Here is a 14,153-nt window from a genome sequence, read left to right as displayed (position 1 = left end):
GACCGGGGGCGGCACGCTTTCAAACGTCACGGAAATGTGTTCTCTGCCGGACAGGGGCAACCCGAGTCGTCGAACCCAAGTCGTCGAGAAGGAGAAGAACGGCGTGTCTGACAGGTTCCGGTTTGTGATCGTCGGCGGCGGGATCGCCGGCATGGAAATGGCCACCTATCTGGGCAACACGCTGGGCCGGTCCGGCCAGGCCGAGGTGACGCTGATCGACAGTTCCTTCTTCCATGTCTGGAAGCCGATGTTGCATGAGTTCGCGGCCGGCACCAGCCCGAACGACCGCAACCGGGTCAGTTTCCTGGCGCAGGCCAGCCGCAAATCCTTCAAATACTGGCCCGGGGTGCTGGACGGCGTCGACCGCGCGGCGCGCCAGGTCGAGCTGGCGCCGATGGAGGACGAGCGGGGCAATGTGCTGCTGGACCGGCGCAGCCTGTCCTATGACGCGCTGATCGTGTCGATCGGCAGCCGGGCCAATGATTTCGGCCTGCCGGGCATTACCGAACATTGCCATTTCATCGACAACCTGACCGAGGCCGACGCCTTCAACACCCGGTTCCGCTCGTTGGTGCTGCAGGCGATCGGGCAGTCCGGCACCTTGCAGATCGCCATCGTCGGCGGCGGCGCCACGGGTGTGGAACTGGCGGCCGAGCTGCATCGCGCGCTGGACCTGGCGGCCAATTACGGGGCGGGGATGAACCGGGCGGACCTGCATGTCACCCTGCTGGAGGCCGGGCCGCGCATCCTGCCCGCCTTCCCGGAGGCGGTGTCCGAGGATTCCCGCCGGCAGCTTGAGGCGCTGGGCATCACTGTGCACACCAGCGCCCAGGTGACCGGGGCCGACGCGGACGGGTTCCTGCTGGGGGACGGCACGCGGATCGATGCCAGGCTGAAGGTCTGGGCCGCCGGGGTGAAGGCGCCGGCCGCGACGACGCTGTTCGAGGGACTGGAGCGGTCGCGCTCGGGGCAATTGGTGGTGCGTCCGACCTTGCAGACCACGCGGGATGACCGGATCTTCGCCCTGGGCGATTGCTCGTTCATCGCCGAAAAGCCGGTGCCCGCCACCGCGCAGGCGGCGCGGCAGCAGGCGCGGCATCTGTCGCGGCAGATGAAGGGCTGGATTGGCGGCGGGGCGATCGCGCCGTTCCATTACCGCGATCGCGGGGCCGTGGTGTCGCTGGGCGATTACAATGGCTGGGGCACGCTGGGGAAATATCATTTCGGGGGCGGTCCGCTGCGCGGATTGCCCGCCCGGCTGGGGCACGACATGCTGTATCGCCAGCACCAGATGGAGATCCACGGCCCGGCGCGGGCGCTGGCGGCATGGGGAGCCGACCAGCTTGACGAGTTCGTGCGCCCGATCGTGCGCCTGGACTGACCGTCCATTCCATTCCGTCGCGTGGCGCGGGTCCGGGGGCCCCGCCATGTGCGCCGCGCATGCGCGGCCCCGAGACATTTCAAAACGTTGCGACTGGCCTGCGATTGCTCTTGGGGCGGGCAGGGAGAAGGCGCATCTTCGCCCCGATACCGGATGAGCCCGCCGCATCGCGCGGTCCATAAGAAAAAGGGACGGTCCGGGGGAGGCGGGTCATGTTTCATCTGAAAATCGCGGGGGACAGCCGGTCCCATTTCCACATGACGGCGCCGTGGGCCTATATCGCGGCGCATCGCGACGATCCGGCGTGGACGGATGCGCGCGACCGCATGACGGTGGCGCTGATCTGCGGGGGGCTGTTGTCGGCCTTCGTCATCGACATGGCCATTCTTTATTTCTCGATGTTCCGTCCCTGAATCGTCAGGCCGCGAGTCGGCGGGCCGTGCCCGGGGGCGTGTTGGCGGGGCTGGCGGTTATGTCCGTTAGGATATAGATCTTTCCCCGACAGGGGGAAGGATGGGGCGTTTCATCTCGGCGGTCCGGGCGGGATTGCCGGCGGCGATCATGGTGGCGGCGGGCTGTGCGGCGTGGCCGGACGCGGCGCCTGCCCGTTCGGTCGTGGACATGACGGGACGGGTGGTTGCCTGCCCGGACCATCCGTCGCGCATTGCCGATCTGTGGTTCGCCCATAACGAACTGGTGCTGATGCTGGGCGGGGCCGGCCGGATCGCGGTGACGGACGATCTGCCGTCGGCGCGGCCGTGGATGTACCGGGTGGCGCCGGTGCTGCATGGCGCGGCCGGGGTGACCGGCGCGGTGCCCAATGTGGAAATGCTGCTGGGACGCGGGGTGGACCTGGTCTTCGCCGCCAACGACTCGCCGGCCGCCGCGCCGCTGCGGCGGGCCGGGCTGGCGGTGGTGCAGGCGGGTTTTACCGATACGGCCTCTCTGCTGCGGGCGCTGGACCTGACGGCGGACGTGCTGGGCGATGCGCGCGCGCATGACGTCGCCCGGCGGTACCGCGCCATGCTGGATGCGACGATGGCGCGGGTGGAGGCCGGGCTGGCGGACCTGCCGCCCGGACGGCGGCTGCGCGTGCTGCATGTCAAGTCGCTCGTGCCGCTGACGGTCGATGGCGGCGGGACGATCATCGATGAATGGATCGGCCGGGCGGGCGGGCGCAATGTCGCCGCGGCGATCAGTGGCAATATGCGCCCGGTGTCGCTGGAACAGGTTGCCGCCTGGGACCCGGACGTGGTGATCCTGGGACCGGACAGCGGCGATCTGGCGCGGGTGTCGGCGCAATGGGGGGCGCTGCGGGCCGTGCGGGACGGCCGGGTCTATCGCAATCCGTCGGGTGTGTTTCCGTGGGACCGCTATGGCAGCGAATTGCCGTTGCAGGTCCTGTGGGCGGCGAAGACCCTCTATCCCGGCCGGTTTGCCCGGGTGGATATGGTTTTTGAAACCATCCGGTTCTATCGCGAATTTTTCGGATACGACCTGACGCCGGGGGAGGCCGTGCGGATTCTGGCGGCCCGTCCGCCGGCGGGGGACGCGGAGTGACGCGGCGCGCGGCGGTCCTGCGGGCCGTCCCGGCCATCCTGCTTTTCGCATTGCCGGCCGTGGGGCTGCTCGGCCTTGCGGCGCTGTCGCTGACGATCGGGCGCTATCCGGTGTCGGTCCCGGACATCGTCGCGATCCTGTCGGGGCATGACGGGGGGATGGCGCCGGCGCGGCGGGCGGTGCTGCGCGCGATCCTGATCCAGGCCCGGCTGCCGCGCATTGTCGGCGCGGTGGTGGTGGGGGCGGCGCTGTCGGCGTCCGGGGCCGGGTATCAGGCGGTGTTCCGCAACCCGCTGGTCTCGCCGGGCCTGCTGGGCGTGCTGGCCGGGGCCGGGTTCGGCGCGGCGCTGGGGATCGTCGCCGGGGCCGGGCCGGCGGGCATCCATGTCCTGTCCTTTCTGGGCGGGGTGCTGGCGGTGGCGGCCGGGGCCGGGATCGCCCGGCTGTTCGACGTGCGATCGATGCTGATGCTGGTCTTCGGCGGGTTGCTGAGTACCGCCTTCTTCACCGCGCTGCTGTCGGCGCTGAAATATGTTGCCGATCCGGACAGGCAGTTGCCCGATATCGTGTTCTGGTTGCTGGGCAGCCTGACGCAGGTCGGATGGCGCGACCTGATGGTGGCCGCGCCCCCGGTGCTGGGCGGGATCGCGGTGCTGACGGCCTGCGGCCGCATGCTGGACGCGCTGGCGATGGGCGACGACGAGGCCAGGACCCTGGGGGTGCCGGTCGGGTTGCTGCGCCATGGCGTGATCGCGGTGGCGAGCATGCTGGCGGCGCTGACGGTTTCGGTGGCGGGGATGATCGGCTGGATCGGGCTGATGGTTCCGCATGCGGCGCGGCTGCTGGCCGGGCCGCGCAACGGGCTGGTCCTGCCGCTGAGCGCCTGTCTGGGCGGGGCGTTCCTGCTGCTGTGCGACGATCTGGCGCGGGTGCTGACCGAGCAGGAAGTGCCGGTCGGGCTGATCGTCGATCTGCTGAGCGTGTGCCTGTTCGTGGGCGTGCTGCGGCTGGTCCGCCGGGGGTGGGCGGAGTGAGCGGGCTGGAGGCGCGGCAGGTCGGTTTCCGGCGGCAGGGGCGGTGGGTGCTGGAGGATGTGTCCCTGACGCTGCGTCCGGGCGAGCTGGTGGCGCTGCTGGGGCCGAACGGCGCGGGCAAGACGAGCCTGCTGCGCCTGCTGCTGCGGCTGTCGCGGCCGGATGCGGGGCGGATTCTGCTGGACGGGCGGGATATCGCCGGCCTGACCCGGCGGCATTTGGCCGGGCGCGTCGCCTATGTGCCGCAGGGCCATGCCGTGGCGTTTCCCTATCGCGTCGCGGACGTGGTCGCGCTGGGGCGGCTGGCGGGCGGGACGATGCTGGCGCCCTTTGCCTCGGCCGCCGATCACCGGGCGGCGGCCGAGGCGATGGCGCGTCTGGCGATCGGTCATCTGGCGGAGCGTGCCTATGTCACCCTGTCGGGAGGCGAGCGGCAGAGCGTGCTGATTGCGCGCGCGCTGGCCCAGGGGGCGCGGCTGCTGGTGCTGGACGAGCCGGAGGCGGGTCTGGATTACGGCCAGCAGCGCCGGCTGTTCGGCCTGCTGCGCGATCTGGCGGCGGGCGGATATGCGATCCTGGCCACGACCCATGACCCGCTGCGCGCGGCGCGGGTGTTCTCGCGCGCCGTGCTGCTGCGCGGGGGGCGGGTGCTGGCGGACGGACCGGCGGCGGCGATCCTGTCGGAGGACGCGATTTCGGACCTGTACGATCGCGTTCCGCCATAGCGGCGCGCTTGTCTATATTTCATGGTATATAGACATCCGGACGCCTCTTCGTTAGTGAGGTGCAACGTCACGCACGGGAAATGGATTGCGACATGGTCGGCCGGACGAGTACAGGTTTGCGCATCTTGCTGGTCTGTTCGGTATTTTCGCTGGATGCGTGGCATGCCGGGGCCGGGCGCGCGGCGGAGGCGGCGGATGACGCGAAGGCGCATGATCCCAAGGCGCATGAGAGCGGGGCGCATGAGCGCGGGGCGGGGCCGCATGTCGAGCATGTCCAGGTGGTGCGCCGCCAGGCGGCCGGTACGCAGGCCGCGTACGACAAGGCCACGGCCGATCTGGGGCCGCTGGGCACGCGGCGGACGCTGGATGCGCCCTTTTCCATCCTGGCGGTGCCGCAGGACGTGATCGTCAACCAGCAGGGGCGCAACATCAATGACGTGATGCAGTATCTGCCGTCGGTTCAACTGGAGGAGCGCGGCGATCCGAATACCAGCCGCCCGCAGAGCCGCGGCTTCGAGGCCGACGTGGTGTCGAACATGCGCATCGACGGGCTGAACGCGGTGACGACGACCCCTTATGCGGCCGAGCAGTTCGACAATCTGCAGGTCCTCAACGGGCTGGCCGGCGCGCTGTACGGGCCGCAGAATCCGGCGGGCACCTTTGCCTATACGCTGAAGCGGCCGACCGGGCAGAGGGTCAACCGCCTGTCGATCGGGGTGGATTCCATCGGCACCGTGATGGAAAATGCCGATCTGTCCGGACGGGCGGGGCGCAATGGCTGGTTCGGCTATCGCCTCGACCTGCTGCATGGCGACGGGACCGGCTATGTCGACAAGAGCTGGCTGCGCCGGAACCTGGTGAGCGGGGATTTCGATATCCGCCTGTCGGAGCGGACGGTGATCGAAATCGATGCCAGCCAGTACACCTATGCCGAGCGCGGCATGGCGCCCGGGTTCGCCTATTCCGCGACCGTGCCGCTGCCGGCCGCGCCGGACCTGAGCAAGCCTTATCTGGGGCAGGATTATGCGGGCTTCAACATGGAGACGAACACGGCGCTTGCGAAAATCCGGCATGAATTCAACGAGGATTGGTCGCTGACCCTGGGCGGGCTGTACCAGAATGCCTATCGTCAGGTCTTTGCGAACACCGACCGGCTGCTGAACGGCGCGGGGCTGTACCAGCAGGTGATTTCGGCGGCGACGACGGCGAAGAATTTCAAGGTGGGCAGCAACCTTGCCTATCTGAACGGACATGTTCGCACCTGGTCGATCGGGCACGACCTGGTGGTCGGCACCAACGGCTATATGATGGGCAACTACAACCCCACCCGCGCCGACGGGACATTCGTGCTGGGGACGGCGAACCTGGACGATCCGCGTTCTTTTCCCGGACGCCAGCCCTATTTTTCCGGAACTTACGAATCGGCCTATACGCGCACGCAGACGGTGATCCTGGGCGATACGCTGCATCTGGACCGTCACTGGTCGGTCATGGGCACGCTGGGCTGGGGCTGGATGTCGATCGTCAATAACGACGTCCATGGCCATGTCGTCAGCGCCTATGACAAGGATGCGGCGTTCAGCCCGATGACCAGCCTGATCTACCAGCCGGCGAAGAACCAGACGGCCTATTTCACCTGGGGGCGCAGCCTGCAGCAGGGGGATACCGCGCCGGCGGGTTCGACCAACCAGAACCAGGTCCTGGCCCCGCTGAAGAGCGAGGAATACGAGGTCGGATACAAGATCCTGGTCGGAAAATTACAGATGAACGTGGCGGGTTTCCGGATGACCCGGCCCTATTCCTTTACCGATCCGACGACGCATCTGTTCGGCACGTTCGGCGTGCAGCGCAATTACGGCGTCGAGTTCCAGGCCGCCGGCTATGTCACGCCCGACCTGTCCGTGCTGGGGGGCGTGACGTGGATCGACGCGCAGCTCGGCGCGACCGGCACGCCGGCCACCAGCCACAAGGAGGTGGTGGGGGTGGCGCCGGTCCAGGCCGATATATTACTGGATTATCGCCTGCCGCTGGGCGCGGGGGTGCCGGGGCACGGCCTGGCGGTGAACGCGAACGTGCATTACACCGGGCGTCGCGCGGCCAATGTCGCCAATACCAGTTTCGCGGGGTCCTATGTCACGCTCGACCTGGGCGCGCGCTATGCGTTTCGCGTCGCGCATTATCCGATGGTCGTGCGGTTCGGCGTGCAGAACGTGACGGATGCGCGCTATTGGGCGTCGGTCTATCCCAGCAGCATCAATGGCGGCGGCAGCGCCACCAACAATGCGGTGGCCGGCCTGCCGCGGACCTGCCATTTCACGCTGAGCGCCGAGTTCTGAGAGTGGATCAGTACGTCGCCGGATCGGCGGGATCGACGCGGGTGACCTTGCCGGCACGGTCGTAATAGAAGATGGCGTCGCCCCTGCGTTCGGCGTAGCCGTCGGGCGTGCCTTCGGGCGTCCAGAACAGCAGGCGGTTGGCGTCGGACTGCTCGACCACCTTGTCGCCCGCCGGGCGGTAGCGGAACTGGCTGAAATCCTTGCGCGCGCGGGGGACCGGCGGGTTGGCGGCCATCTGGTGCATCGAGGGGGTCTTGGGGCCGTCCTCGTCATCGGCCAGGGCCGGGCCGGCGAGAAGGGGGGCCGCGAGAACGGGGGCGGCCAGCGCGGCCAGGCAGAAGGGGAGGGTCAGCCCGCGCAGCATCCTGTCCAGCATCGACCGCGTACTCCTTTATCCGTTGGTTCGGCCAGCCGGGAACATCGTCTCTTTTGCCGCCGGGTGCAACTCGCCTTTCGCGGAGGCGGGCGGTCAGGCCGCGTGGGGCCGCCGCGCGGTGACCGCATAGACCGCGTCGCGCCAGGACGGGTCGTCCGACGGAGGCTGGACCTCGCCGCTGTCGATGCCGGAAAAGCCGGCGCGGGTCAGCAGCATGTCCAGCAGCCGGCGCCGGTCGTCATGGTCCAGCGCCTGCCACAGCGCCACGGCCTTCTGCGGCAGGAACCGGTCGGAGAAGGTCAGGATCGCCACGCCGCCGGGGCGCAGGACGCGGAGGATTTCGGCGAGGGTGACCAGGGGGTGGCGCAGATAGGGAACGACGTCGCAGAGGCAGGCGACGTCCATCGTCTCGTCGGGCAGGGGCAGGGTGGGGTCTTCGTTCAGGTCCTGCACGATCCGGTGCGTGAGGTCCACATTGTCCTGCATGACCGCGCGGTCCAGCCCGATGCCGATGACGGTGCCGCGCGGAAGGTCGGGCGGCAGGTGGCTGTGCGGGCCGGCCATCAGGTCCAGGATGTCGGCGCCTTCGGCGATCAGCGTGTGATAGAGGGCCGTCACCGCCGCCCGCGCGCCCGGGTCCAGCAGCGGGCCGGGGGCGCGGTGCGCGAAGAATTCGGCGTCGGGCGCGGCGCTGGCGACGGTGAAGGCGGCGGGGTGGAATCCGTGCATCTCGGTCATGGGCTGCAGATGCGACGGAACGGGCGGAAAATCCAGACCTTGGGCGGCGTTCGTCTCTTTGGGCGTTCGTCTCTTTTCCGGCGCGCGCGGGCCGTTATGATCCGCGGCCTGCCAGAGGATTTGTCAGAGGAGAAGGGGCGGGCGATGGCCAGACTGATTCATTCCATGATCCGGGTGCGCGACGAGGGCGTGTCGGTGGCCTTCTATGCGAAGGCGTTCGGCCTGGCGGTGGCCGAGCGGGTGGCCCTCGAGGGGTTCACGCTGATCTATCTGTCCAATGCGGAGCAGAGTTTCGAGCTGGAGCTGACGGTCAACCATGACCGCGACCGTCCCTATGACCTGGGTGACGGCTATGGGCATCTGGCGGTGTCGGTCGCCGACCTGGATGCCGAGCATGCGCGGTTCGTGCGCGAGGGGCTGGCGCCGCAGCCGGTCCGGCAATTGTCGCTGGGCGAGCGGGTAGTGGGGCGCTTCTTCTTCGTCACCGATCCGGACGGCTATCGGATCGAGGTGCTGCAGCGCGGCGCGCCGGGCCGCTTCCTGTAGGGAACGGCGGGGGGATACAGGCTTTTCTCGCGTAATCGCGACTCGTGCCGTATAAGGCGCGCATGATGATCCCGTTCTACAAGATGCACGGCCTGGGCAATGATTTCGTCATCGTCGACGAGCGCGCCCGGCGCCATGGCCTGAGCCCGGCGCGGATCGCGGCGCTGGCGGACCGCCATCGCGGGATCGGCTGCGACCAGTTCGTGGTGCTGCGGCCGGCCTGCCGCGAGGGGGCAGACGTCTTCGTGCGTTTCTTCAACGCCGACGGCAGCGAGGCCGGGGCCTGCGGCAATGCCTCGCGCTGCGTCGCGGAATGGCTGCGGCGGGAAGAGGGGCTGCGCGAGTGCGTGCTGCAGACCCGCGCCGGGCTGCTGCCCGCCTGGATCGGGCAGGATGGCGCGGTGACGGTCGATATGGGGCCGCCCGCCCTGGAGTGGCGCGACGTGCCGCTGTCGCAGGCGGCCGATACGCTGCATCTGCCGCTGGCGGGCGATCCGGCGGCGGCGTCGATGGGCAACCCGCACGCCACGTTCTTTCTGGCCGACATGCTGGACATGGACCCGTCGGTCGCCGGGCCGCTGCTGGAACATGACCCGCTGTTCCCCGAGCGGGCCAATATCGGCTTCGCGCAGGTCCGCGCGCGCGACGCGATGCGCCTGCGGGTGTGGGAGCGTGGAAGCGGGCTGACGCTGGCCTGCGGGTCCGGCGCGTGCGCGGCGGTGGTCAACGCGGTGCGGCGCGGGCTGGTCGACCGGGCCTGCGCGGTCGAGATGGATGGCGGCACGCTGTCGATCGCCTGGCGGGAATCCGACGGGCACGTGCTGATGACCGGGCCCGCGACCGTTAGCTTCACCGGCGCGGTGCCGGCCGAGGGCGTGCCGTCATGACGGGCGCCCCGGAGATCCTGACCTTCGGCTGTCGCCTCAATACCTATGAGAGCGAGGTGATGCGCGGGCATGCGGCGGCGCTGGAGGATGTCATCATCGTCAATACCTGCGCCGTGACGGCCGAGGCCGAGCGCCAGGCCCGCCAGGCGATCCGTCGCGCCCATCGCGACCGGCCGGACGCGCGCATCGTGGTGACCGGCTGCGCCGCGCAGATCGACCCGGACCGCTGGGCGGCCCTGCCGGGGGTGGCCCGCGTGCTGGGCAACCGCGAGAAGCTGGAGGCCGCGAGCTGGACCCGCGCGGCGCTGGAGGAGGGGCGCGCGGTATCCGACATCATGGCGGCCACCGAGACGGTGCCCCATCTGGTCACCGAGTTCGCCGGCCGGACCCGCGCCTTCGTCGAGGTGCAGCAGGGGTGCGACCATCGCTGTACCTTCTGCATCATTCCCTTCGGCCGGGGACCGTCGCGCTCGGTCCCGGTGGGGGCGGTGGTCGAGCAGGTGCGCGCGCTGGTGGCGTCGGGCTATCGCGAAGTGGTGCTGACCGGGGTCGACATCACCTCGTGGGGCGGGGACCTGCCGGGCAGGCCGCCGCTGGGGCAGCTCTGCCGCCGCGTGCTGGCCCTGGTGCCGGAGCTGGAGCGGCTGCGCCTGTCCTCGGTCGATCCGGTGGAGATCGACGAGGATCTGTGGCGGCTGCTGGCCGAGGAGCGGCGCTTCATGCCCTATCTGCATCTGTCGCTGCAGGCCGGGTCGGACATCGTGCTGAAGCGGATGAAGCGGCGGCACCTGGTGGACGACGTGGCGCGGGTGATCGCGCGGGCGCGGGCCTGCCGCCCCGAGCTGGGCATCGGCGCCGACATCATCGCGGGGTTTCCGACCGAGACCGACGCGCTGTTCGCCGAGACGCTGGATTTCGTGCGGGGGCAGGGCCTGCCCTATCTGCATGTCTTTCCCTACAGCGAGCGGCCGGGGACGCCGGCGGCGCGGATGCCCGCCGTGCCGGTGCCGGCGCGCAAGGCGCGCGCGGCCGAACTGCGCGCGGCGGGGCAGGAGGCGGCGCGCGATTATCACGCCCGGCTGCTGGGCCGGCCGCTGAACGTGCTGCTGGAGACCCCGACCAGCGGGCATTCCGAGGAATTCGCGCCGGTGCGGCTGGTCGGGGCGGCGGCCGAGGCGGGAGCCGATATGGGGCGGATCGTGACCGTGCGGCCGACGGCGGTTGACGAAAACGGACTGGTGGCGGAAACCCTCTGACATGGCACTCGGTTTTTTCTCCCGTCTCAAGGCGGGATTGTCGCGCTCGACCCAGAAGCTGGGCGGCGGCATCGCCGCGGTCTTTACCCGCCGCAAGCTGGATGACGAGGCGCTGGAGGAACTGGAGGATCTGCTGATCGCGGCGGACCTGGGCCCCAATGTCGCGGCGCGGATCATCGCGGCGTTCCGTCATTCGCGCTTCGGCGCCGAGGTGACGGACGAGGAGGTCCGCCAGGCGCTGTCGGCGGAAATCGCCCGCGTGCTGGAGCCGGTCGCCGTGCCCTTCGTCCCCGATCCGCAGCGCAAGCCGCATGTGGTGCTGGTGGTGGGGGTGAACGGCACCGGCAAGACCACCACGATCGGCAAGATGGCCCGCTATTACGGCGAGCAGGGGCTGAAGGTGATGATGGTGGCGGGCGATACGTTCCGTGCCGCCGCCGTGGAGCAGCTGCAGATCTGGGGCCAGCGGGTCGGCGCGCCGGTGATTGCCGGGCCGCCCAATGCCGACGCGGCCGGGCTGGCGTTCGAGGCCCTGAAGCGCGCCCAGGCCGAGGGGGCGGACCTGCTGCTGATCGATACCGCCGGCCGCCTGCACAACAAGGGCGCGCTGATGGAGGAACTGGCCAAGATCATCCGCGTGATGCGCAAGTTCGACGAGAGCGCGCCGCATTCCGTCCTGCTGGTGCTGGATGCGACGACGGGGCAGAACGCGATCGAGCAGGTACGGGTGTTCAAGGAGCTGGTCAACGTCACCGGGCTGGTGGTGACCAAGCTGGACGGATCGGCGCGCGGCGGCATCGTTGTGGCGCTGGCCGACAGTTTCGGCCTGCCGGTCCATGCGGTGGGCGTGGGCGAGCAGGCCGAGGATCTGCGTCCCTTCTCGGCGGAAGCCTTCGCGCACGGGTTGGTGGGCGATTCGGTGCGGCTGACGGGACAGGCGCCGGAAGAGGGAGAGGGGGCGGCGGACGAGCCGGCCTGATCGACGGGGCACGGTCCGCGCGGACCGTGCCCCCCGATAATGGTCAAGCCTGAATGGTCAAGCTTGGCGGTTCAGAGCGGCAGGAACCGTTCCGAGATCTCGCCGAGGGCCTGGATGCCGGGCAGGGTCTTGCCTTCCAGCCATTCCAGGAAGGCGCCGCCCGCGGTCGAGGTGTAGGACATTTCGTCCGCCACGCCGGCATGGCGCAGCGCCGAGACCGTGTCGCCGCCGCCGGCGACGCTGGTCAACTGGCCGGCCTGGGTGCGGCGGGCGACCTCGGCCGCGACCTGGTTGGTGGCGGCGTCGAAGGGATGCAGCTCGAACGCGCCGAGCGGGCCGTTCCAGACCAGGGTCTTGAGCCCGACGATCTTCTCGCGCAGCAGCTCAACGCTCGCGGGACCGGCGTCCAGGACCATGGAATCGGCGGGGATGGCATCGACCGGCACGATCTTGGTCGGCGGATCGGCCTTGAATTCCGTCGCCGTCACCGCGTCGACCGGCAGCACGATCTCGCAGCCGCTTGCCTGGGCCTTGGCCATGATCGCGCGCGCGGTGTCGTGCATGTCGGCTTCCTGCAGCGACTTGCCGACATTCACGCCCTTGGCGGCCAGGAAGGTATTGGCCATGGCGCCGCCGACGATCAGCACGTCGACCTTTTCCAGCAGGTTGCCGATCAGGTCCAGCTTGGTCGAGATCTTGGCGCCGCCCACGATCGCGCCGACCGGACGGACCGGGTTTTCCAGCGCGACGTTCAGCGCGTTCAGCTCGGCCTCCATCAGGCGGCCGGCGAAGGACGGCAGGAAGCGCGCGACGCCTTCGGTCGAGGCATGGGCGCGGTGAGCCGCGGAGAACGCGTCATTGACGTAATCGTCGGCCAGCGACGCCAGCGCCTTGGACAGGTCCGGGTCGTTCTTTTCCTCGCCGGCGTAAAAGCGGGTGTTCTCCAGCACCAGCACGTCGCCGTCCTGCAGCCTGGCGACGGCGGCCTCGGCCACCGGGCCCACGCAGTCGTCGGCGAATTGGACCGGGCGGCCCAGCGCCTGGCCCAAGGCCTGGGCGATCGGGGCCAGCGACATCTCGGGGACGCGCTTGCCCTTCGGGCGGTCGAAATGGCTGGCGACGATCACCCGGGCCCCCTTGTCCGCCAGTTCGCGGATGGTGGGGATCAGGCGTTCGATCCGCGTCAGGTCGGTGATCCGGCCGTCGCGCACGGGCACGTTGAGGTCGGCGCGCAGGAGCACCTTGCGCCCCTTGGGCTGCAAGGCGTCCAGCGTCTTGAAGGACAGGGCGGCCATCAGAGGGACCCGAAGACCGCGGCCGTGTCGGACATGCGGTTGGAGAAGCCCCATTCATTGTCGTACCAGCTACAGATGCGCACCATCTTGCCGCCGTCGATCAGCGCGGTTTCCGTGGCGTCGAAGGTCGAGGACGCGATGTTGTGGTTGAAGTCCGAGCTGACCAGCGGCGCGGTGTTATAGGCCAGAACGCCCTTCAGCGGGCCTTCGGACGCGGCCTTGCGCACCGCCTCGTTCACTTCCTCGACCGAGGCGGGGATGCGGGTCGGCACGAAATCCAGCGACACCAGCGACACGTTGGGGGTGGGCACGCGGATCGAGGTGCCGTCCAGCTTGCCCTTGAGGTGCGGCAGGACCAGGCCGATCGCGCGGGCGGCGCCGGTCGAGGACGGGATGAGGTTGATCGCCGCCGCGCGGGCCCGGCGCGGGTCCTTGTGCAGCGTGTCCACCGTGCGCTGGTCGCCGGTATAGGAATGGATGGTGACCATGTAGCCGCGCTCGATGCCGAACGCGTCGTCCAGCACCTTGGCCACCGGGGCCAGGCAGTTGGTGGTGCAGGACGCGTTCGAGATCACCGTCATGTCGCTGGTCAGCGTGTCCTGGTTCACGCCGTAGACGATGGTGGCGTCGACATGGGTGCCGGGGGCCGAGATGATGACCTTGCGCGCGCCGGCTTCGATCAGGTGCGCGGCTTTTTCCTTGGTCGTGAAGCGGCCGGTGCATTCCATGGCCACGTCGACGCCCTCGAACGGCAGCTTGGTCGGGTCGGGTTCGGCCGATACCTGGATCGGCGCGTAGGTGCGGCCGTTCGCGGTGATGACGATGCTGTTGCCTTCGACCCGCACCTCGCCGGGGAAGCGGCCATGGATGCTGTCATAGGTCAGCAGGTGGGCGTTGTCGGCGACGCTGCCCAGGTCATTGATGGCCACCAGCTCGACGTCGGTGCGTCCGCTTTCGATGATGCCGCGCAGGACCAGGCGGCCGATCCGGCCGAAGCCGTTGATTGCGACTTTGACAGCCATTCGATTTCTCTCCCGTTC

General features: G+C 69.2%; 14 protein-coding genes. 10 read left to right on the top strand and 4 right to left on the bottom strand.

Going from position 1 to position 14,153, the window contains the following annotated elements; all coding sequences use genetic code 11:
* Window positions 1-103: 103 nt before the first annotated feature.
* The 6 genes from QN315_RS02595 (at window position 104) to QN315_RS02570 (ending at window position 7,036) form a co-directional block, all read left to right on the top strand.
* The gene (locus tag QN315_RS02595) at window positions 104-1,381 is read left to right on the top strand and encodes an NAD(P)/FAD-dependent oxidoreductase (RefSeq protein WP_176640367.1); all 1,278 of its coding nucleotides are present in this window, start codon (window positions 104-106) and stop codon (window positions 1,379-1,381) included.
* 212 nt (window positions 1,382-1,593) lie between these two features.
* Window positions 1,594-1,794: a hypothetical protein gene (locus QN315_RS02590; protein ID WP_176640368.1), complete on the top strand. Its 201-nt coding sequence runs from the start codon at window positions 1,594-1,596 to the stop codon at window positions 1,792-1,794.
* Window positions 1,795-1,894: 100 nt separating this feature from the next.
* Window positions 1,895-2,941, top strand: coding sequence for an ABC transporter substrate-binding protein (locus QN315_RS02585; protein ID WP_323991368.1), 1,047 nt, complete (start codon window positions 1,895-1,897; stop codon window positions 2,939-2,941).
* On the top strand, window positions 2,938-3,975 hold the full coding sequence (locus QN315_RS02580) for a FecCD family ABC transporter permease (protein WP_408904572.1): 1,038 nt from the start codon (window positions 2,938-2,940) through the stop codon (window positions 3,973-3,975). Before QN315_RS02585 ends, QN315_RS02580 begins: the two co-directional genes overlap by 4 nt.
* Window positions 3,972-4,700, top strand: coding sequence for an ABC transporter ATP-binding protein (locus tag QN315_RS02575; RefSeq protein ID WP_323991367.1), 729 nt, complete (start codon window positions 3,972-3,974; stop codon window positions 4,698-4,700). The genes QN315_RS02580 and QN315_RS02575 overlap by 4 nt, the downstream gene beginning before the upstream one ends.
* 80 nt (window positions 4,701-4,780) lie before the next feature.
* Window positions 4,781-7,036: a TonB-dependent receptor gene (locus tag QN315_RS02570; protein WP_408904679.1), complete on the top strand. Its 2,256-nt coding sequence runs from the start codon at window positions 4,781-4,783 to the stop codon at window positions 7,034-7,036.
* 7 nt (window positions 7,037-7,043) lie between these two features.
* Here the strand turns inward: QN315_RS02570 and QN315_RS02565 are convergent, their stop codons facing one another.
* Window positions 7,044-7,412: a hypothetical protein gene (locus tag QN315_RS02565; protein ID WP_323991365.1), complete on the bottom strand. Its 369-nt coding sequence runs from the start codon at window positions 7,410-7,412 to the stop codon at window positions 7,044-7,046.
* Window positions 7,413-7,505: 93 nt separating this feature from the next.
* On the bottom strand, window positions 7,506-8,150 hold the full coding sequence (locus tag QN315_RS02560) for a class I SAM-dependent methyltransferase (RefSeq protein WP_323991364.1): 645 nt from the start codon (window positions 8,148-8,150) through the stop codon (window positions 7,506-7,508).
* Window positions 8,151-8,294: 144 nt separating this feature from the next.
* Between QN315_RS02560 and QN315_RS02555 the strand changes: the two genes are divergently transcribed.
* From QN315_RS02555 to ftsY, 4 genes are all read left to right on the top strand, one after another.
* Window positions 8,295-8,696, top strand: a complete 402-nt coding sequence (locus QN315_RS02555) for a VOC family protein (protein WP_323991363.1) — start codon at window positions 8,295-8,297, stop codon at window positions 8,694-8,696.
* A gap of 62 nt (window positions 8,697-8,758) precedes the next feature.
* A complete protein-coding gene (gene dapF, locus QN315_RS02550; RefSeq protein ID WP_323991362.1) occupies window positions 8,759-9,583 on the top strand; it encodes a diaminopimelate epimerase in 825 nt (274 codons plus the stop codon).
* Window positions 9,580-10,839 (top strand): tRNA (N(6)-L-threonylcarbamoyladenosine(37)-C(2))-methylthiotransferase MtaB, encoded by a 1,260-nt coding sequence (gene mtaB / locus QN315_RS02545; protein ID WP_323991361.1) that lies wholly within the window; start codon window positions 9,580-9,582, stop codon window positions 10,837-10,839. Before dapF ends, mtaB begins: the two co-directional genes overlap by 4 nt.
* A gap of 1 nt (window position 10,840) precedes the next feature.
* Window positions 10,841-11,818, top strand: a complete 978-nt coding sequence (ftsY, locus tag QN315_RS02540) for a signal recognition particle-docking protein FtsY (RefSeq protein WP_176640499.1) — start codon at window positions 10,841-10,843, stop codon at window positions 11,816-11,818.
* A 71-nt stretch (window positions 11,819-11,889) separates the two neighbouring features.
* On the opposite strand, the gene QN315_RS02535 is transcribed toward ftsY, so the two are convergent.
* The gene (locus QN315_RS02535) at window positions 11,890-13,113 is read right to left on the bottom strand and encodes a phosphoglycerate kinase (RefSeq protein ID WP_323991360.1); all 1,224 of its coding nucleotides are present in this window, start codon (window positions 13,111-13,113) and stop codon (window positions 11,890-11,892) included.
* On the bottom strand, window positions 13,113-14,135 hold the full coding sequence (gene gap / locus QN315_RS02530) for a type I glyceraldehyde-3-phosphate dehydrogenase (RefSeq protein WP_323991359.1): 1,023 nt from the start codon (window positions 14,133-14,135) through the stop codon (window positions 13,113-13,115). The genes QN315_RS02535 and gap overlap by 1 nt, the downstream gene beginning before the upstream one ends.
* Window positions 14,136-14,153 lie beyond the last annotated feature (18 nt).

The organism is Nguyenibacter sp. L1, assembly GCF_035199985.1.
Classification (GTDB): Bacteria; Pseudomonadota; Alphaproteobacteria; order Acetobacterales; family Acetobacteraceae; genus Gluconacetobacter; species Gluconacetobacter vanlangensis.
This window is presented reverse-complemented; position numbering and strand designations above follow the sequence as displayed.

Bases quoted from the DNA above. Each gene is read 5' to 3' on its own strand.
- mtaB (WP_323991361.1), top strand. From the start codon at position 9,580: ATGACGGGCGCCCCGGAGATCCTGACCTTCGGCTGTCGCCTCAATACC.
- QN315_RS02570 (WP_408904679.1), top strand. From the start codon at position 4,781: ATGGATTGCGACATGGTCGGCCGGACGAGTACAGGTTTGCGCATCTTG.
- QN315_RS02565 (WP_323991365.1), bottom strand. From the start codon at position 7,412: ATGCTGGACAGGATGCTGCGCGGGCTGACCCTCCCCTTCTGCCTGGCC.
- QN315_RS02560 (WP_323991364.1), bottom strand. From the start codon at position 8,150: ATGACCGAGATGCACGGATTCCACCCCGCCGCCTTCACCGTCGCCAGC.
- QN315_RS02590 (WP_176640368.1), top strand. From the start codon at position 1,594: ATGTTTCATCTGAAAATCGCGGGGGACAGCCGGTCCCATTTCCACATG.
- QN315_RS02555 (WP_323991363.1), top strand. From the start codon at position 8,295: ATGGCCAGACTGATTCATTCCATGATCCGGGTGCGCGACGAGGGCGTG.
- ftsY (WP_176640499.1), top strand. From the start codon at position 10,841: ATGGCACTCGGTTTTTTCTCCCGTCTCAAGGCGGGATTGTCGCGCTCG.
- QN315_RS02585 (WP_323991368.1), top strand. From the start codon at position 1,895: ATGGGGCGTTTCATCTCGGCGGTCCGGGCGGGATTGCCGGCGGCGATC.
- gap (WP_323991359.1), bottom strand. From the start codon at position 14,135: ATGGCTGTCAAAGTCGCAATCAACGGCTTCGGCCGGATCGGCCGCCTG.
- dapF (WP_323991362.1), top strand. From the start codon at position 8,759: ATGATGATCCCGTTCTACAAGATGCACGGCCTGGGCAATGATTTCGTC.
- QN315_RS02535 (WP_323991360.1), bottom strand. From the start codon at position 13,113: ATGGCCGCCCTGTCCTTCAAGACGCTGGACGCCTTGCAGCCCAAGGGG.